The 19,437-nt window shown below is 52.4% G+C and carries 17 protein-coding genes; 13 read left to right on the top strand and 4 right to left on the bottom strand.

Translation table 11 applies throughout. From position 1 onward, the window contains the following. The first annotated feature begins 123 nt into the window (after window positions 1–123). From HZ994_09370 to HZ994_09345, 6 genes are all read left to right on the top strand, one after another. Window positions 124–588, top strand: a complete 465-nt coding sequence (locus tag HZ994_09370) for a hypothetical protein (GenBank protein ID QTN32529.1) — start codon at window positions 124–126, stop codon at window positions 586–588. Window positions 589–640: 52 nt separating this feature from the next. Further along, window positions 641–1,117: a hypothetical protein gene (locus HZ994_09365; protein QTN32528.1), complete on the top strand. Its 477-nt coding sequence runs from the start codon at window positions 641–643 to the stop codon at window positions 1,115–1,117. A 153-nt stretch (window positions 1,118–1,270) separates the two neighbouring features. After that, complete coding sequence (locus HZ994_09360; protein QTN32527.1) at window positions 1,271–1,693, top strand: hypothetical protein; 423 nt, start codon at window positions 1,271–1,273, stop codon at window positions 1,691–1,693. A 103-nt stretch (window positions 1,694–1,796) separates the two neighbouring features. After that, window positions 1,797–2,180: a hypothetical protein gene (locus HZ994_09355; protein ID QTN32526.1), complete on the top strand. Its 384-nt coding sequence runs from the start codon at window positions 1,797–1,799 to the stop codon at window positions 2,178–2,180. A 343-nt stretch (window positions 2,181–2,523) separates the two neighbouring features. After that, the gene (locus HZ994_09350) at window positions 2,524–2,814 is read left to right on the top strand and encodes a hypothetical protein (protein QTN32525.1); all 291 of its coding nucleotides are present in this window, start codon (window positions 2,524–2,526) and stop codon (window positions 2,812–2,814) included. 1,318 nt (window positions 2,815–4,132) lie between these two features. Next, a complete protein-coding gene (locus HZ994_09345; GenBank protein QTN32524.1) occupies window positions 4,133–4,324 on the top strand; it encodes a hypothetical protein in 192 nt (63 codons plus the stop codon). Window positions 4,325–5,867: 1,543 nt separating this feature from the next. Here HZ994_09345 and HZ994_09340 read toward each other — a convergent pair. After that, the gene (locus tag HZ994_09340) at window positions 5,868–6,011 is read right to left on the bottom strand and encodes a hypothetical protein (protein ID QTN32523.1); all 144 of its coding nucleotides are present in this window, start codon (window positions 6,009–6,011) and stop codon (window positions 5,868–5,870) included. A gap of 128 nt (window positions 6,012–6,139) precedes the next feature. Between HZ994_09340 and HZ994_09335 the strand changes: the two genes are divergently transcribed. Both HZ994_09335 and HZ994_09330 read left to right on the top strand, forming a co-directional pair. Beyond that, window positions 6,140–6,694 (top strand): hypothetical protein, encoded by a 555-nt coding sequence (locus HZ994_09335; GenBank protein ID QTN32522.1) that lies wholly within the window; start codon window positions 6,140–6,142, stop codon window positions 6,692–6,694. 212 nt (window positions 6,695–6,906) lie between these two features. Beyond that, window positions 6,907–7,125 (top strand): hypothetical protein, encoded by a 219-nt coding sequence (locus tag HZ994_09330; GenBank protein ID QTN32521.1) that lies wholly within the window; start codon window positions 6,907–6,909, stop codon window positions 7,123–7,125. Between the two features lie 1,044 nt (window positions 7,126–8,169). Here the strand turns inward: HZ994_09330 and HZ994_09325 are convergent. After that, complete coding sequence (locus HZ994_09325; GenBank protein QTN32520.1) at window positions 8,170–9,360, bottom strand: IS110 family transposase; 1,191 nt, start codon at window positions 9,358–9,360, stop codon at window positions 8,170–8,172. A gap of 1,456 nt (window positions 9,361–10,816) precedes the next feature. Here HZ994_09325 and HZ994_09320 point away from each other — a divergent pair. From HZ994_09320 to HZ994_09310, 3 genes are all read left to right on the top strand, one after another. Beyond that, complete coding sequence (locus HZ994_09320; GenBank protein QTN32519.1) at window positions 10,817–11,248, top strand: hypothetical protein; 432 nt, start codon at window positions 10,817–10,819, stop codon at window positions 11,246–11,248. Window positions 11,249–12,025: 777 nt separating this feature from the next. Continuing rightward, on the top strand, window positions 12,026–12,667 hold the full coding sequence (locus tag HZ994_09315; protein ID QTN32518.1) for a hypothetical protein: 642 nt from the start codon (window positions 12,026–12,028) through the stop codon (window positions 12,665–12,667). Between the two features lie 481 nt (window positions 12,668–13,148). Continuing rightward, window positions 13,149–13,598, top strand: a complete 450-nt coding sequence (locus tag HZ994_09310) for a hypothetical protein (GenBank protein QTN32517.1) — start codon at window positions 13,149–13,151, stop codon at window positions 13,596–13,598. A 99-nt stretch (window positions 13,599–13,697) separates the two neighbouring features. On the opposite strand, the gene HZ994_09305 is transcribed toward HZ994_09310, so the two are convergent. Both HZ994_09305 and HZ994_09300 read right to left on the bottom strand, forming a co-directional pair. Continuing rightward, a complete protein-coding gene (locus HZ994_09305) occupies window positions 13,698–13,964 on the bottom strand; it encodes a hypothetical protein (protein ID QTN34360.1) in 267 nt (88 codons plus the stop codon). A gap of 2,692 nt (window positions 13,965–16,656) precedes the next feature. Then, the gene (locus tag HZ994_09300; protein QTN32516.1) at window positions 16,657–17,847 is read right to left on the bottom strand and encodes an IS110 family transposase; all 1,191 of its coding nucleotides are present in this window, start codon (window positions 17,845–17,847) and stop codon (window positions 16,657–16,659) included. 163 nt (window positions 17,848–18,010) lie between these two features. On the opposite strand from HZ994_09300, the gene HZ994_09295 reads away from it, so the two are divergent. After that, window positions 18,011–18,394, top strand: a complete 384-nt coding sequence (locus HZ994_09295) for a hypothetical protein (GenBank protein ID QTN32515.1) — start codon at window positions 18,011–18,013, stop codon at window positions 18,392–18,394. A 90-nt stretch (window positions 18,395–18,484) separates the two neighbouring features. Continuing rightward, the gene (locus HZ994_09290; protein ID QTN32514.1) at window positions 18,485–18,847 is read left to right on the top strand and encodes a hypothetical protein; all 363 of its coding nucleotides are present in this window, start codon (window positions 18,485–18,487) and stop codon (window positions 18,845–18,847) included. Window positions 18,848–19,437: the final 590 nt, after the last annotated feature.

Below are 19,437 nucleotides of genomic sequence, written 5' to 3'. Positions count from 1 at the left end.
CACTTGGAGACAAGCAACCAAATAGAGAAGGAGAACAAGGCGGAGATGGCGACGCCGAGGAAGCCGTCTGATCATTTTGGAAGTTGACCCCGGCGCCGCCATTCCTTAGACGTTCTCCAAGAAATGAGAGTATCACCAATTATCTTCGTTCCTTGCCTTTCTCTTATTGTCGCGTCTTGCAAGCCTTCCTCAGCAATTGAGCGAACGCCGGACGAGGAGCAAGTCGAAGATACTGCGCCGGTCATTATCCAAGAGGCGGTTTGGGATGAACCGAAGAATGAGATAACGCTCACACTAACTGAACAAGAAGCCTACGACGCAAGTTTGCTGGAGATTATCATCGTATTATTCAAGTCTAGCGATGGAGATTTTGTACAGGTCGAAGAGCAGGCGTCTAGCAGATGGCTCACTGTGGCAAAGGGCGACATGGCTTCCCCAGCACCCCAGCTAGTAATTTACGACATGAAGAGCTTCGATAGACTAGTCGTGGATCTTGCATACGACTCCGAACAGATTGGATCGAGAACCTTCGACTTCAAAAAAGAAGGAGAACAAGGCGGAGATGGCGACGCCGAGGAAGCCGTCTGATTAAATTGGGAGTTTACACCGGCGCCGCCATTCCTTAGACGTTCTGCAAGAAATGCCTTTGTTCGCGACCATAGAAAATCCGTTGATAGTAATTCCGGCGCTTGTGGGTTTTGTGATGCTTTGGTTGTTCGGCATTCTACTGATGCGTAAGCTCAGTGGATGGCAGAAGCTCAGTAGGTTTTTTGATCCGGTTCCGAATTTCAGCGGAAGCAAGCGAGACTCGTTCGGAATGAGTGGTTCGGCGTGGGGATCAACCTCATACTCTTGTAATGTGAAGGTCGAAGAAGTCGAAAGATGGGTCGCTTTTGTTCCTACAGCCATCTTCAGCCTGTTTCACCGTCCTCTTAGAATCCCGTTTTCCGAGTTTCGAGACAGTGGGAGACTAGGAACGCACAAGCAGCTAACGGTGGGAACAGATTCCGGTGACGCTAAGATCGTTTTCACCATTTCTGAGGAGATCAGTAATACCATACTACAAAATCAACAAGCAGAACAAGGCGGAGATGGCGACGCCGAGGAAGCCGTCTGATTATATTCGGAGCTTTACACCGGCGCGCCATTCCTATGACGTTCGGCAATAAATTAAGAAGCAATGCGAGAGGTAGAACCAACAGAAATCCAAATCCTGCGATGGCTGTTGTCGCGAGTTGGAGCGTGGAGTGCCATAGTGGTGGTAGCGGCCTTGTCAGCACTTCTAGCGATTGCAGCCCCACACATAGATATGCAGCTAGTAGCGTTAGGAATAGCCATCCTAGCAATATGTCTCGGAATTTCACTTTGGAACGGCGCAAGAGCAACCACCCGTCTGAGATCCAAGATTTCCAAGTTGGAGAAGGAGATTCTTTCATTGCAGTCTCGCCCCTCCCCAGCTTTGAAGGAAGTTACTCACCGTGACCAAGTTCTCGTCGCCGTGTATGAGGCGGGCGAGGATGACTCGAAGCTTTCTGAAGTTACCCAGCTTTCGCAAGCGCGGGTTGACGACTGCCTCCACGAACTTGTTAAGGCGGGCATGATCGACCAGATTATGGAGCCTTGGGAGACCCCTCACCATGTTGTGATACCCAAGGGGCGGAAGTATCTTCTGAACAACCACTTGATCGAATAATGGAAGAAGCCGAACAAGGCGGAGATGGCGACGCCGAGGAAGCCTTCTGATTAAATCCGAGCTTTACACCGGCGCCGCCATTCCTATAACGTTCTCCAAAGAAATGAAGACTTTTGCATCACTGCTGATCGCTACAACTATCATGGCGGGTAGCGCCAGCGCAGTTGAACCCACGCTAACGAAAGCGAACGTCAGTGCGATTGGTGCCATAATCCTCGGCGACAAGAGCACGGCCGAATTTCACGATGGATTCACCTTGGCTAAGCCTCAATACGATGAAGAAGAGGGAGTATGGAGGTTTCCGGCAGCCAAACAATTCTTTCCAGCGACTCCGGGAGCACCGCTATATTTTTTTGAGATCAGGGATACGGATGGGCATTTCCGTATTGGTTCCATATCCGGAACTGGATATAGCCCGAAGAGTGCCGAACGGTTTCGAATGCCACCTGCTTTGCGGAAGAAGATTCGTGCCATTGCCGGGAAGTAGCGCATCCCAATACTCAAAAACAAGGAGAACAAGTCGGAGATGGCGACGCCGAGGAAGCCGTCTGATCATTTTGGAAGTTGACCCCGGCGCCGCCATTCCTTAGACGTTCTGCAAGAAATGAGCGAGACTACCGCCTATAAGACCATCGCTACCGGACAGGAGGCGTCCCGCAAGTTTGACTATTTCATTACGGCACTCACGGGAGCCGTTTTTTCTTATCTGGTTAATCATCTTGTGCCGGAGCGGCTTGGTTGGAATTACTTCACGATCAATCTATTTTTCTCTGCTACTACTTGCTGTTTCCGTCTATTTCGGGTTCCGTCGTATTGAGATGCACCACATTATGTTATTCACCAACGGGCAGCTTCTTGAGCATTCGGAGAAGGCAGGGAGCATGATGGGAGTAGTGGCTGCGGGTAAGGATGGCTATAATGGTTCTACTGGTGAGTATTTCACCGTTGAGAAAGCACGCGTTTTATACGGGCAGCATCAGAAGGCCGCTGAACAAATTGAATCCTCCATGGAAGCCTTGAACGATAAATCTGCGCTGTTTTATAGGATTCGCAATATTCTCCTGGCTCTTGGATTCTTCTCATTAATCGCATCCAAAGTTTTAGAGCCTTACATCCAATGAATCGAAGAGGCAGAACAAGCCGGAGGAGCCGACGCCGAGGAAGCCGTCTGATCATTTCGAGCCTCCTTCCCGGCGCGGCTCTCCTATGACGTTCTGCAAGAAAATGATCACGCTTCGTCGATGGAACACGATTTGGATGATCGCGACGGCATATTGTCTCATTTCAACGATCCTCTTCCTGATTCGCTTCACTTCTTACCCCGTTACTTCTGATGATTGGTGGATGGGCTGGGCGACACTCAGCCTTGGTTTTGAGGTTCACCTATTATGCAATGAGCTAGCATACAGAATTAACCAATTTGTAGACATCGATCTTCTTAGCAATGTCGTCGTGTTGTGTATTTGGCACGTCATTGTGGCGATGGGCATTTGCGGGTCGCTGTGGATACTGGGACTGACACTGATTAATCGGGTTGGTAGACACAGATTACAGCCATTTCTCAACGCCGGTGATTAAGAAATGAAGAGGCAGAACAAGGCGGAGATGGCGACGCCGAGGAAGCCGTCTGATTAAATTGGAAGTTTACACCGGCGCCGCCATTCCTTAGACGTTCGCCACAAAATGACCCGTTGTCCCCACTGTCACAATTTGTGCAATCCGTTGCGATTCTTCGCCTACAGGAAGAGCAAAGGCTATCGGTGTAGTGAATGCGGAGAGATTTCCGAGTTCAGCCTACGATCATTGAGGTGGATGGGTGGAGTGGGTGGCGGTTTAGGCGGTTTTGTCGGGGCGATGTTTTCCAGGGAATATGGCTGGTGGCCAGGGTTGGGTTACATTGCAGTCGCAGTGATGATAATCAGCTGCTTCGCATTACTGTGGCAATTCGCGTTTTTCACCCCTTACTCCGAGGCCTGATCGCTCTGCTGAATCTCCGATCCCGTGGGGAGATACCATTCCTCCCATACTGAAGGTCGCTTCATCGTCAGAGATCACAACCGCAAGGAACCAAACAGGCGAACAAGCCGGAGATGGCGACGCCGAGGAAGCCGTCTGATTAAATTGGGAGTTTACACCGGCGCCGCCATTCCTTAGACGTTCAGCCAAGAAAGAATCCTTGGATCGCAGAGGGAAGATAATGCTCCGTCGCGGTGGATCGACGAGGTTTCGGAAGTTCCAGACGTGGCGAATGAATTCCTGTAGGCGAAAGCCGTTCGTGATTCGATGGCGGCTTGCGTGTTCCCACGAGTTCGGGAGCGCCAGGATCATGCGGAGTCCAAAAGATGCTGAACAAGGCGGAGATGGCGACGGCGAGGAAGCCGTCTGATGATATTGGAAGTTGACCCCGCCGCCGCCATTCCTCTAACGTTCTGCAAAGAAATGAAGACCTTACTAACGCTCATTCTAACGTTCCTCATCGCTTTGAGTGCGAATGCCGAGAAAGTTGAAGTTTATTTTTGCGACTCGAAGAATGCAGATATTGAGTGGGATGAAGGCGGCGACGAAGACAACACCACATACCTAACCCTGTTTCGTTTAGGAGACAAGGTGGAGTACTGTAGAAGTCGATGATTTCACTGCGCTTTTCAAAGAGGCGTCAGAGCACGATAGATCCAACGATCCCTTTTTCGGATCAGGAATCGAATATCTCCTCAAGGATTCTGAAGGCCGATTCTACATCGCATATTTTGAATACAAGAAGGACAACAAGACGTTCAACGGCTCTCGGGTAGCTATTGGAGCACTTAGACCAATCGGGAACGTCCCAAATGTTTTTGAAGGCTCATCGCATCGAGGTGAGGCGGGCACCTGCTTTGACAAGACATTGCTTGGTGCACTCAAGGAGCTAACAATGAAGAAGCAGAACAAGGCGGAGATGGCGACGCCGAGGAAGCCGTCTGATTAATTTGGGAGTTTACACCGGCGCCGCCATTCCTTAAACGTTAGCCAAAGAAATGAGCGATTCCGACGAGCTTTCACCACTACTTACAAAGGTAGCTCTCGCACTTTCGCCTTCGATTTTTTTGGTTCGGTCGCGTCTTCCTAAAGTGGAATCGCCTAGAGCATATCGAACTTATCCCACTGAACACTCCGATTGCTGATGTAATCGTGACATATGGCGATCCAATTGAGACAACGGAACATGAGGACTTAGACGGAGCAATGTGCTACACGTTCCAGCCTAGCGCTTTTCACGAAGTCATTATTACCGCATGGAAGGGAGTAGCGTGCTCGATTGTTTACTGGTCGTCTCACTCTGCTCCTATTCCCGATCTTAAGCATGTGCTCAGAGGGTATGCCGGGGATAGTGGGTGGCACGACACAGAACCTGGTTATTGGTATTTTCGGAAGGATGGTGAGATCAGACTCTGGTGTAGCGTGGCTCCAGCTATTGGCGTTGCGACTACCGAATACTTGGAGGTTTCTGGTGAGGCGAAGCGAGCCAAACAAACCAAAGAGGCTAACAAGGCGGAGATGGCGACGCCGAGGAAGCCGTCTGATTAAATTGGGAGTTGACCCCGGCGCGCCATTCCTCTGACGTTAGGCAAGAAAAACATGGAAAGACCACAGTACAGGCAAGCTGGGCAGATAGTCCGAGATGAGAAGCCGCATGGTCGGTTTCGGAGCAACCGACACAACCAGCTATATGCAGTTGCATTTCTTGTTGTCGGCTTGCTTGTTCGATTTGGCAGTGGTGCCATTCCGCCCGATTTCGCGCTAGGTCTGAGTCCGATTGTCGGATGGTGGATAATCAACATTATTTCGATTGGTCTATGGATGACCGGATGCCATTTCTACGCGAAGGCGCTGCGAATCGAGCCAATTTGGTGTCTTCTTGGACTGTTATCGTTCATCGGTCTAATCGCGATGTTCGTAGTTTCAAAGATGCACAATAGTCCTAACCGCTATAAGCCCTGATCCAAACAAACAAAGAAGCCTAACAAGGCGGAGATGGCGACGCCGAGGAAGCCGTCTGATTAAATTCGGGCTTTACACCGGCGCGCCATTCCTATGACGTTCTCCCAGAATCGTGCTGACTGATCCGCGAGGAATTCAGCGATGATCTTCTTCTGTGTGGGCAGCATCCCCGCAATGATTTCGTCTGTCGTAGCTTTTAACGATTGAGCAATAGCGCCCATGATTTGCAGTACTCGGATGGCGAGTCGGGGGATTCTTTTAGGGCGCGAGTGATGTCTTCGACGGTGATTTCCACATCGAGTTCCTGCGTTGGTGGTTCATACCGGGTTGTTACTTTCATAGGTGTTGTTTGGTGATTCGTAATTAAGAGGCAGAACAAGGCGGCTATGGCGACGGCGAGGAAGTTGAGGGATCATTTTCGGGAGCCGTTTCCGCCGCCGCCATGCCTTGAGCGTTATGCAAAGAAAAATGAAGACTCTGCTTGCGATATTCCTCATCACCATCGTGCACGCTGATGACACGCCCAAGCAGTGGCCGTCTGAACCGTTCCAGCACGTCGTGGCATACTGCTATGACTTCACGCAGGATCAACGAGGTAGTTCGATCACTTTCCCCGATGGCAGCCTTCACAAAGGCGTGATCCGTGCAACAACGCTAAGGCTCAATGATGCTCAAACCGTAAAGTTGAGAGCATTGCTATCGACCGACTCAGAGAGCGAGCATGGTGATGTCGATTGTTACGATCCTCATCACGCATTCGTCTTTTACGATCGGGATTGGAAGGTGGTTGCCTCGATCGATATTTGCTTCTTATGCGATGATTATGTTGCTCGACCCAAGGGTGTATCGAACCTGATAGATCTCGTCGCCTTGGAAGCATTGTGTCGCGAATTCGGTCTTCCAATACTCGAAGATTCATCGAATTACACAGCGCTCTACCGACAGGAGCAACCGAAGAAGGAAGCGGTGGCTCCGAAGGAGAATACGAGACACCAGGATGACAGCGATCCGTTTGCCGAATAAATCAAAGAAGCATAACAAGTCGGAGATGGCGACGCCGAGGAAGCCGTCTGATCATTTTGGAAGTTGACCCCGGCGCCGCCATTCCTTAGACGTTAGCCAAGAAAATGAAATACTCGTATCAGAGCCAGCGATTGTCATATGCGAGGCGCAGTTTAATGCTTCCGCACGTCCCGAATGCGGAGGCCTCAGTATCAGCAGCATTTGTTTCCTGTATGTTCGCATTCGATGATCTTGATAGGGAGTCACTTGATGAAGACGCCTTGGAGTGGGTCGCGACTATCGAGCAAGCGATGGACACGACTGGAGTTACTGCGGTCGGTGAAGAAGGATTATGGCAAGCTAAGGCAAAGAGACTAACAACTGACGATCTGCTTGATCTGTCCCGCGCGGTTGATGAATTAGCGCATTGGTTTGCTAGACAGGATACATAGACATTCCCCCACAGAACTACGTAAGACGACAATACTAGGATCCAAATTAAAGAAGGCTAACAAGGCGGAGATGGCGACGCCGAGGAAGCCGTCTGATCATTTTGGAAGTTGACCCCGGCGCCGCCATTCCTTAGACGTTCTGCAAGAAAACCATACCAATGAAAAAACCACTATCGAGAATCGCACTAATCGCTATCATGGCAGTGGCGTGTAGTCCTTTCGCGCACGCCGACAATGAAACCTTCCCCGAACTGGGGAAAACATACAACGTCTCGTTTGCTGAGAATGCGCGACAAAGCAATGGGCAGATTAAGATCATCCGCAAGGGCGAAGGATCATGGATCTTCGTCGAATTCACCACAAAGGTTTGGCCTCCCCCACGAGTTGCTACGCCAGGGGACTCCACAACCTGCCCCTGAGGAGCCAAAGACATTTACCAAAAAGCTATGGCTTAATACGCAGTGGATTGTCTCAGCCTCAGAACCCGAAGGCGAGAAGAAATAAAAAAGCAGAACAAGTCGGAGATGGCGACGCCGAGGAAGCCGTCTGATTAAGTTGGTAGTTGACCCCGGCGCCGCCATTCCTTAGACGTTGCTATGGCTGCCTGTTTGTCAATGGGCAAAAGTTTCTCTATGTCATCGATGGTATCTGATGAGGTTTCTTCCGGTTTCTCTGTGCTGTAGGCCGGGATGGGAATGGCGTTGTTTGATCCAGTTGTGATCAGCAGGTTCGCCTAGTGCTTGGTATGCTGCTATTCGTGGGCTGCTCCTTTCGGAGCCTTTCCAACAGTTTCTTTATTCACGTTTGTGGCCCTTGTTTCAGTCTCTGCACGGGTGCTCGCCCGGCAATGCCGGACTAACCCAGAACGTCTATCGAGGATTGGGCCGGCTGGCGCTTCCCATCCCGGTCTGCAACGCAGATGACCGGTATATGTCTCTTTCTTATGCGGCTTCTTATGTCCCTGGTAACGGAAGCTTTCATTTTTCAAATCCCCCCCAAGGGACGCCGGGGGGGATTTGAAAAAGGGAAGGTGGAGTGGTGCGGTTATCGGTTCCTGCGGCGGGCGGGCATGGTGGAGGGTTCGGACGTTTTCCTGATGGGGGTTTTGGATTCGATCCTGGTGCCCAGCTCCCAGATGAAGGCGCAGAGCTCGCGGGCGACGGAGACCTTGATCTTGTTGTGGTGCAGCCTGCGCCTGGCCAGCGACATGAAGCGGGTGCTGAGCCGCAGCTGGGTGCTCCATGAAAGCTCGAGGATCCAGCGCGCCTGCCCGCTCTGTCGGCGCGAGAGCTGTTCGCTTACCTTGGGAGGGAAGCGGTAGTGGGTGGCCTGCTCGATCAGGAGCCAGCGGGCGTGGGGGTTGCCGCATTTGGTGATGCCTCCCTGCCTCTGTTTGCCTCCGCTGGAGTTTTCCGAGGGCACGAGGCCGAGGAAGGCCATGAGCTTCTTGGGGTGTTCGAAACGGCTGAACGTGCCGATCTCCGAGACGGTGACCATGGCGGCGACGAGCTTGAAGCCCTTGAAGGCCATGAGTGCGTCGACGAGGGGTTTGCGCTGCCAGCCGCCGAGGAGGTTGAGCATCTCGGTCTCGATCCGCTCGACCCGTTTCTCATGGAAGTCGATGAGGGTGAGGTTGTCCTCGAGGACGATGTGGTGGGCGCTGTCGGGCATCCTGAGGCCGCGAAGGTAGTTCATGTGCGCCTGGCTCCAGTGGGTCTTGCCGTCGTATCTGTAGCCGAGGCGGCGGAGCAGGGCGAGGAGCCTGGCCCTGGCGCGCCGGAGGTCGTCGACGGCATCGGTGCGGCCGCGGCACAGGTCGCGGACGGCCTCGTCGACGCTGTCGGGGATGTTGACCGGGACGAGGTCGTTGGAGCGGAGGTTTTTGGCGAGCTTCATGGCGTCGCGCTTGTCGGTCTTGACCCGGTCGCCGGACTTGGTGGGGATGAGGGAAGGGGCGATGACCTCGCAGCGGACGCCCATCTGCAAAAGCCGCCGCGCGATCCAGAACCCGCATCCGCTCGCCTCGTAGCAGACGTGGAGGTCGGAGAGTTTGCGCCCGTTGCTTTTGGCGATCCTGCGGACGGCGCGTTCGAGGGCGTGCTGGGTGGTGTTGATCTCGCCGTAGAGGCGTGGCTCGGCATCGCGCTCCGCTTCGAGGATGGCGATGGATGTTTTTTCTTTATGGACGTCGAGTCCGAGGTAGAGTGCGCGTGGCGTGTCCGAGTTCGTTTTCATTTGTTTGTTCATATGAATGTTGGATAGGTCCCGTTCATTCGGGATAGCCCACGGATTGAACCGGACACGCCACCTTTCAAACCAATAAAGATTGGATCTGAAATGCTGCGCCGTGCTCAACGGGCAGCCATAGGGTCTCGCCAAGAAATCATGATCACAAGCAGAACTTGGGTTGATGCGAGCCAAATGCTAATTTGGTTCGGCCTTCCTTTTACTGCTAGTGTGGCCTCGACTACCAGTTTGGCCTCGATCTATGGTCGCTAGACTATCGGCTACAGTTCTTCTCGTTTGGGCGGGACTCATAGCTCATCGGCTTCTTACACTTCCAATTTTAATCGATGCCGCGCGTCGATCGGGGAATATCGGTTACGATGGCGTAGGCGGCAATGTAGGAATAATGATGGCGGGCTGGCTACTCGCGCTGATCGGGTGTGTCCCATCATTGATTCTGAGAGGTATTTTTGTGAGAAGGCGACCCGATTCATCAATAAAACAGCGAGGCGAACAAGGCGGAGATGGCGACGCCGAGGAAGCAGTCTGATCATTTTGGAAGTTGACCCCGGCGCCGCCATTCCTTAGACGTTCGGTAAGAAACGATGAGAGCCATTTGCCACATCCTGCGCATAGTTGGTTACATCTCGTTATTACCCTATTTGGCATACGCGAAGAAGGAATCATTCGTCACTTGCATGGTAGACCCAGGCTCTACTGGCTTAGGCCTCGCATTAGCCTTTCTTACGTTCCTTTGCATCATCGGCTATGGCAACATCCTCCACGGCAAGCAGCGTGGATCTTCGCTATTCTTCTGGATCTGCAACGCATCGTTCTATGCGATCCCTGCTTCGTTAGTTCTTTTTCAATCTGGCGGGAGGACACTCGCCGGAACTCCGGATAGGGTTGCGAGGTTTGCGGAATCATTTTTTTCCGCATTTCCAGCCGAATACAGCCCTATTTGCAGTCGGCGGACTCACAGAAGTGTTTCTAGCGGTTTGGATGCCGATTGCCGCGCTACTGTCTTTAACGGCAGCAAGTTTGACCTTAAGGCAGCATCCCACTCAAGCCGCCGAAGCAACTAACAAGAAGAATACCGAACAAGGCGGAGATGGCGACGCCGAGGAAGCCGTCTGATCATTTTGGAAGTTGACCCCCGGCGCCGCCATTCCTTAGACGTTCAGCTAATAAAATCCCTGGATCGCAGAGGAAAGATAATGCTCCGTGGCGGCGGATCGACGAGGTTTCGGAAGTTCCAGACGTGGCGAATGAATTCCTGTAAGCGAAAGCCGATCGTAATTCGATTGCTCGGCTTGCGTATTCCCACGAGTTCGGGAGTCCTGGGATCATGCGGAGACGAAAAGATGCTGAACAAGTCGGAGATGGCGACGGCGAGGAAGCCGTCTGATGATATTGGAAGTTGACCCCGCCGCCGCCATTCCTTAGACGTTCGGCAAAGAAATACATGATCTCCGTGGCCTTCCATTTACTAGCCTGCATTGCGATGGTAGCGGCATCGATCTACTGGATGATTCAAGCTCCAGAAGGTCATTCGATGTATCGTCACATGTTACCTTTCGTTGCTTGCGCGGGAGTCCTCGGAATCTTTGTCGTTTACGGATACGTCATCGAGATATTCGTGGCCTCGTATAGCGGAGCGATCTACGATGTTCAGGGATTGACTACTGCTCAGATCGTGTGGATTTCATTTTCAGTGCTCCTAATGCTGCTGCCGCTTGCGGGACTGATTCCGCAGATCGGGAAGCGTGGCGTTGCGCTGATCGTGATCGGCTTCCTTGCCGCCATACCCAGCATCGTCCATCTCGTTACGCCATCCATAAGCAACCAACAACAAGCCGAACAAGGCGGAGATGGCGACGCCGAGGAAGCCGTCTGATCATTTTGGAAGTTGACCCCGGCGCCGCCATTCCTTAGACGTTGTGGTGATAAACCATTGCGCGGGAGCGGAGATCGAAGGCGGCAATTTCTTCCTCGGTCGTATCTTCGTCGGGCATCGAACATCCGCACCCGATCCCAAGAGACTTAGCAGCCAATGGTTCCATCCCCGCAGCCGCCTCCATCATCACGATTCCGCAACGCGCTTTCCCATCATCCATAATCAGGGCAGGACAGGGCGCTTGCTGGCCGGGGAACGTCATTTCTCCGATTGGGCATATTTGCAGCATGCAGCACAGTCCGCAGCCGTTGCATGGATCGGTGTGTGCAGGCTTTTCCGGCAAAGAACCACAACAAGTCTGAGATGGCGACCCCCAAGGAAGCTTTCTGATCTTCGGGCTTATTTTTTGGGGATTGGATCACTCATGGTTTGCGGTGCGTTGGGTTTCGGGTCGCCATTCATCGGGCGTTCAGCTGATAAATTCCCTGGATCGCTGAGGAAAGATAATGCTCCGTGGCGGCGGATCGACGAGGTTTCGGAAGTTCCAGACGTGGCGAATGAATTCCTGCAAGCGAAAGCCGTTCGTGATTCGATGGCTCGGCTTGCGTGTTCCCCACGAGTTCGGGAGCGCCGGGATCATGCGGAGACGAAAAGGTGCTGAACAAGCCGGAGATGGCGACGCCGAGGAAGCCGTCTGATCATTTTGGAAGTTGACCCCGGCGCCGCCATTCCTTAGACGTTGGGCAAAGAAAACTCCCGCGAGACCGTTACAACAATGTGAGGAGCCTGAAAGTAGCAATTATCGCAATAGCGGCACTCATTGCTGGCTGTGATAGCGACGAAGCTCCTCAGCACTCAAGCTCCATTGGGTCTGCGGAGGAGAGCCGAATCCTTTTGGCGCAACAAAGCCTCATGCGGGCACGCGTAGCGATCGAAGAATTTCCGAGGCTCGATCTGATTATTAGAGCGACAAGAGAGTTCGTGATACTTCGGCAGGTTGAACTTTCAGACGAGCCGATGGACTGGAAGACGCAGGAGGATCTTGCTGGTGCGAGAGCGAGAGCCGCAGAGGTTCTGCCAATGATTGCGCAGTTTTCACCAATGCTCAGCCGAATTGAGGAGGCTTTGCTCGATTTGCGTGGAGCGCTACATCGAACTATACAGGAGGAGGATCTAAGCTCTGAGTCACGGGCTGCTCTCGGAGAATGTAGATCCCTGATTGGCGGACTATTGGATGATCTTCGACTCGCTTATCAGGTTCTCAATACGCCGGAATCGGTCTATCCACACGATTCTGATTACTACGACCCAGATTTTGTTGGTGCTTTAGAGTTCGTTGAGGGTGCGCTAAGTAAAGCAAGAATACAAAAGAAGCCCAACAAGGCGGAGATGGCGACGCCGAGGAAGCCGTCTGATTAATTTTGAGCTTTGCCCCGGCGCCGCCATTCCTATAACGTTCGCTAAGAAATGAATGCACCCGTCCAGATAGTCCTGACGACCACACTTGCATTTTTCGTTCTCGCTTTAATCTCTATCCATCTCCTTCGTTCTTTCGTCTCAGCACGATTTCTGAGCGAGGAGCAATTTAGCGACTTCAAAGAGAATGGCATTATGGGGCAGTCTTCCATTCTAGAGCCATCTAGGATGAAGTGGGAATATCGGTTCGTGCTTTCTTCGCTCGCGTTGGATCCTGATCCCAAAGCACGATTGGTTTCGATAGCCTGGCAATGGAGTTGGAAGGTTTTCCTGTCTTCGGGAATTGCATTTGGATTAACCTCGGTCGTGAGCGCCATAACTTAATAAAAAAGCGAACAAGGCGGAGATGGCGACGCCGAGGAAGCCGTCTGATTAAATTGGGAGTTTACACCGGCGCCGCCATTCCTATAACGTTCTGCAAGAAATGACTGAGTCGGAATACACAGATGAAGTGCGATCCATTCTCGATGGTCATACCGATCAGGCACGGTCGCAGCTTACCAAGCTTCCTGGACTCTTGCCCAACGCGGCGAGAGCAATCGAGCTTACGATATTCGTAGATCAGGACGGCGAAGGTTTCCTGACTGTCAGAGCGACGTTAGACGGCTCGGATCTTTACGTTATCAACAAGGCTATAGAGGATTGTGCTCTATTGTTCGACACGAAGATGGTAGACGGACAGATGGTTCCGCCGATGCCACTGATGGATCCGTTCGATGAGGATTTCTCTGTTCACGATGCTCTGACGGATTGTGCGGCGGATTGGTTGACTACCGTTTGGGATGGGGTTGATGTCCAAGCTATAATAATTCCGGTCACGATCGTCTCGCACGACGGTTACGGATCACGAACCCCAATCAAGCTTTCGACGTGAGAACGAAGAAGCAGAACAAGGCGCAGATGGCGACGCCGAGGAAGCCGTCTGATCATTTTGGAAGTTGACCCCGGCGCCGCCATTCCTTAGACGTTAGCCTCAGACAGATTTGCCGCCATGGTGGAGTCCGCGTGTTTTGTTGATTTTCAGCTTCGCACGGATCGCGGCATCCAGGTCGGTGCCGAGTCCGTGAGCAATCGACGCGACGCGGATCACCACATCCGCCAACTCTTCATCGAAGTTTGCGCGGTCGCGGTGACGGATCGCCTCAGTCGCCTCACTCACTTCCGAATGAACGAGCGCCATGTGGGTGCAGAGCTTGAGCGTTTCACTTTCCTTTAGGACTCTGATATGTGCGGCGGCCATTGCCTCATCGGGGCTTTTTCCATATCCCGACACAACCTCACCGTCGCTCTTCCGAGAGGCGAACACGCGCCAGTAGTCGGGCATCCAAGATCCATCTTGGCTTTCATTCCCTGTCACCAGATGAGCGGCGGGGAAGTCCCACGCGGCGATTTTATCTGCGTCGGAGACTTCAGCATTCCAGTCTTCGGGGCGGAAGGTGTCCCACCCGTTGCTAGCGTTGATTTCGTGGGCTTCTTGCCCGATTGTTTTTAGTGTTTGCATAGTCGTTTGGTTGTTCAAAAGAGGGCTAACAAGACGGCGTAGGCAACGCCGTCCCGCCCTGTGATTTAGTCGGAGTCTTTCGCGGCGTGCCTAGCCTCGACGTTCGCTAAGAAAAAGAGACGATATGTCAGCGCCCAAAGCCAAGTCAAAGTTCGCACGAATCCTGATTCGCATCTTATTTACCTTCGCGATACTCGTCGTTGTTGTTTTGCTCTTAGTAGTGCGATCGAGATTCTACCCGCCGGGCAGGACTCAAGTGGTCGGATCATCTGGATCCTCAAATCGAGCGTTCATTGAGAATCGTAGTTTCGGAGATCTTTCCTTTGTTTTGTGTGCGTCGGATTGGCCGCATACGTTCACTAAACCAGTTTCTCTCGAGTCGGTTCTATTCTCAGAGGGGTCTGACTCTCGCGTATTCTGGAGTTCGGATGGAAGTGTAGTGGTCGTGAAGGATGATACCTCATTTACATCTGCCTACGACTACAAGTTGCATGAGACCTTACGCTACGACTCAGCGAAGATTAGCAAGTTGATCAAATCGCGTGGAGGTCTTGGAGCCGAACAATCGAGATATCCAGACGGCAAAGGTGACTACTAACCAACCAAATAACAAAAGCGAACAAGGCGGAGATGGCGACGCCGAGGAAGCCGTCTGATCATTTTGGAAGTTGACCCCGGCGCCGCCATTCCTTAGACGTTCGACAGGAAAATGAAAAGACTTAGACTAATCGCCTCATGTTTAGTGACCTTTCTGGGAACTGGGATCTCCAATTCTGAGGATAGTGAATCGAAGTCCGTCGAATTGTCGTTATTCGAGAGCTACACAATCACAGTTCCAGATGGCTGGAAGAAGACCGGAGGCGATGAGCTCTATCAGATAGAGAGCGCATCAGGCGATGTCGTTTTCACCGCAATGAAGTATCCAGCCGTTGAAGATGGCTGGGAGAAGTTTTGGAAGACACGTTTGAGAGGCGATTTCGCTTCGCTAAAGTGGTCAGGGAGGACGGAGATGGTCAGCCACAAAGACAAAAAATTATCGCAAGCATCCGTTTTGTATACTTAGCAGACACGAAGGAAAAGTGATGGGATCTGATATTGTGTCTTACACAGTTTCAATAAATTTTGGCGATTTCTTCGTTTACGGGCTCTTAGTAGGTGATGCTAAGTCGCTACCTTCTGACACGAACTTTCCATTTTCAATACTTAAGACAATCAAACCAATAAAGAAGTCGAACAAGGCGGAGATGGCGACGCCGAGGAAGCCGTCTGATTAAATTGGGAGTTTACACCGGCGCCGCCATTCCTTAGACGTTCTGCTAAGAATTGAAGACTAATACAGATGGCCATAATCAGAAAGCACCCTCGATTAGTGATCATTGCGGCAATCATGCCAGTCGTGATGATTATCGCAGCTAGCCTTGAGGGGAATTCGGCAACTTACTGTTCTTCGCGGCATTTTTTTCTCTGTCGGTATTCCGATGCTAGTTACACGAATGAAGGGATTGCTTCCGATGGGAGAGTTCATGGCGATTGGAGGCATCATGATTTTTGAGTTGGGTGGTTCTCGTGTTTGTCAGAGCAGCAATTTATGGATACCTCGGCAAACCATTGTAGAATCAAGATGCAGAACAAGCCGGAGATGGCGACGCCGAGGAAGCCATCTAATCAATTTTGGACTCCACCCCGGCGCGCCATTCCTATGACGTTCAGCCAAAAAAGAATCCTTGGATCGCAGAGGAAAGATAATGCTCCGTGGCGGCGGATCGACGTTGTTTCGGAAGTCCCAGACGTGGCGAATAATTCCTGTAAGCGAAAGCGTTTCATGATTCGATTTCTCGGCTTGCGTGAAGACATTTCTGCGGGAGCGTCGGGATTATGCGGAGGCAAAAAAATGATGCTGAACAAGGCGGAGATGGCGACGCCGAGGAAGCCGTCTGATTAATTTTGGGGCTTTCCACCGGCGCCGCCATTCCTTAGACGTTGCTATGGCTGCCTGTTTGTCAATGGGCAAAAGTTTCTCTATGTCATCGATGGTATCTGATGAGGTTTCTTCCGGTTTCTCTGTGCTGTAGGCCGGGATGGGAATGGCGTTGTTTGATCCAGTTGTGATCAGCAGGTTCGCCTAGTGCTTGGTATGCTGCTATTCGTGGGCTGCCCCTTTCGGAGCCTTTCCAACAGTTTCTTTATTCACGTTTGTGGCCCTTGTTTCAGTCTCTGCACGGGTGCTCATTCAGCGATGCTGAACTAACCCAGAACGTCTATCGAGGATTGGGCCGGCTGGCGCTTCCCATCCCGGTCTGCAACGCAGATGACCGGTATATGTCTCTTTCTTATGCGGCTTCTTATGTCCCTGGTGACGGAAGCTTTCATTTTTCAAATCCCCCCCAAGGGACGCCGGGGGATTTGAAAAAGGGAAGGTGGAGTGGTGCGGTTATCGGTTCCTGCGGCGGGCGGGCATGGCGGAGGGTTCGGACGTTTTCCTGATGGGGGTTTTGGATTCGATCCTGGTGCCCAGCTCCCAGATGAAGGCGCAGAGCTCGCGGGCGACGGAGACCTTGATCTTGTTGTGGTGCAGCCTGCGCCTGGCCAGCGACATGAAGCGGGTGCTGAGCCGCAGCTGGGTGCTCCATGAAAGCTCGAGGATCCAGCGCGCCTGCCCGCTCTGTCGGCGCGAGAGCTGTTCGCTTATCTTGGGAGGGAAGCGGTAGTGGGTGGCCTGTTCGATGAGCAGCCAGCGGGCGTGGGGGTTGCCGCATTTGGTGATGCCTCCCTGCCTCTGTTTGCCCCCGCTGGAGTTTTCCGAAGGCACGAGCCCGAGGAATGCCATGAGCTTCTTGGGATGTTCGAAACGGCTGAACGTGCCGATCTCCGAGACGGTGACCATGGCGGCGACGAGCTTGAAGCCCTTGAAGGCCATGAGTGCGTCGACGAGGGGTTTGCGCTGCCAGCCGCCGAGGAGGTTGAGCATTTCCGCCTCGATGCGTTCGACGCGCTTTTCATGGAAGTCGATGAGGGTGAGGTTGTCCTCGAGGACGATGTGGTGGGCGCTGTCGGGCATCCTGAGGCCGCGGAGATAGTTCATGTGCGCCTGGCTCCAGTGGGTCTTGCCGTCGTACTTGTAGCCGAGGCGGCGGAGCAGGGCGAGGAGCCTGGCCCTGGCGCGCCGGAGGTCGTCGACGGCATCGGTGCGGCCGCGGCACAGGTCGCGGACGGCCTCGTCGACGCTGTCGGGGATGTTGACCGGGACGAGGTCGTTGGAGCGGAGGTTTTTGGCGAGCTTCATGGCGTCGCGCTTGTCGGTCTTGACCCGGTCGCCGGACTTGGTGGGGATGAGGGAAGGGGCGATGACCTCACAGCGGACGCCCATTTGCAAAAGCCGCCGGGCGATCCAGAACCCGCATCCGCTCGCCTCGTAGCAGACGTGGAGGTCGGAGAGTTTGCGCCCGTTGCTTTTGGCGATCCTGCGGACGGCGCGTTCGAGGGCGTGCTGGGTGGTGCCGATCTCGCCGTAGGGGCGTGGCTCCGCGTCGCGCTCCGCTTCGAGGATGGCGATGGATGTTTTTTCTTTATGGACGTCGAGTCCGAGGTAGAGTGCGCGTGGCGTGTCCGTGTTCGTTTTCATTTGTTTGTTCATATGAATGTTGGATAGGTCCCGTTCATTCGGGATAGCCCACGGATTGAACCGGACACGCCACCTTTCAAACCAATAAAGAATGGATCTGAAATGCTGCGCCGTGCTCAACGGGCAGCCATAGGGTCTCTGCAAAGAAAGAAGAGCCGGAATTATGGAAAAGAAATTCGATCCAGCTTTGATCCTGATAATACCGCTTCTTGGTATCATCGGCGGTGGCTATCTCTCGTTACCGATCACATCAATCAGCAAGGGGCGTGAACCGTGGACTTCTCTAGCGCTTGTCGCGGGTCTCGCATTGGCTATTGCACTCGTAGGCGGGCTGCTGATGGGGTCTTCGCATTCGAGTATCCTTATTGCAGCGGCGATAGGAATTTTGGTTTATACTGTCATGGCTTCGGTCGGTGGGTTCAGGCAGCATATAGAGCCATTCTTCGCTGCCCACATGCTTGCGTTTATGGCTCTACTGATCCTCACACCGATGCAAAATAAAGAGGCAGAACAAGGCGGAGATGGCGACGCCGAGGAAGCCGTCTGATTATTTTGGAAGTTGACCCCGGCGCCGCCATTCCTTAGACGTTCGCCAAAGAACTTCCTCATTGATTCGAGCACACACATCAATCGATACGTGATCAAATTCGCACCAAAGACTATTCTTTGCATGATCAACTGGTGGATACTGGTTCTGATCGTGCTGTTCGGTTTTGCCTTCATCTTTAATGGCGGCCTTGGGATCAGCAATCGGATCGGTGGAGGTTTAGCGTTTCTCATTGCTTGTCTCGTGTTCCAAGGCTTACGAGTTTTCCGAATTGTCCGAAGGTTGCCTGATCGTGTGGACGATGCCGACATCGTCGAATTTTTTCGAGCTGATTTTGCTCACCGATACTTTTCGATCAAAGACATTGTTTCGGGCATTTTAGAACTATCCAGCAAAGACAACAACAAGGCGAACAAGGCGGAGATGGCGACGCCGAGGAAGCCGTCTGATTAAATTGGGAGTTTACACCGGCGCCGCCATTCCTTAGACGTTCGACAGGAAAATGAAAAGACTTAGACTAATCGCCTCATGTTTAGTGACCTTTCTGGGAACTGGGATCTCCAATTCTGAGGATAGTGAATCGAAGTCCGTCGAATTGTCGTTATTCGAGAGCTACACAATCACAGTTCCAGATGGCTGGAAGAAGACCGGAGGCGATGAGCTCTATCAGATAGAGAGCGCATCAGGCGATGTCGTTTTCACCGCAATGAAGTATCCAGCCGTTGAAGATGGCTGGGAGAAGTTTTGGAAGACACGTTTGAGAGGCGATTTCGCTTCGCTAAAGTGGTCAGGGAGGACGGAGATGGTCAGCCACAAAGACAAAAAATTATCGCAAGCATCCGTTTTGTATACTTAGCAGACACGAAGGAAAAGTGATGGGATCTGATATTGTGTCTTACACAGTTTCAATAAATTTTGGCGATTTCTTCGTTTACGGGCTCTTAGTAGGTGATGCTAAGTCGCTACCTTCTGACACGAACTTTCCATTTTCAATACTTAAGACAATCAAACCAATAAAGAAGTCGAACAAGGCGGAGATGGCG

The sequence above is a fragment of the Akkermansiaceae bacterium genome, assembly GCA_017798145.1.
Lineage (GTDB): Bacteria > Verrucomicrobiota > Verrucomicrobiia > Verrucomicrobiales > Akkermansiaceae > Luteolibacter.
Note: the sequence above shows the minus strand (reverse complement) of the source record. Positions and strands in the feature narration are given on the sequence as shown.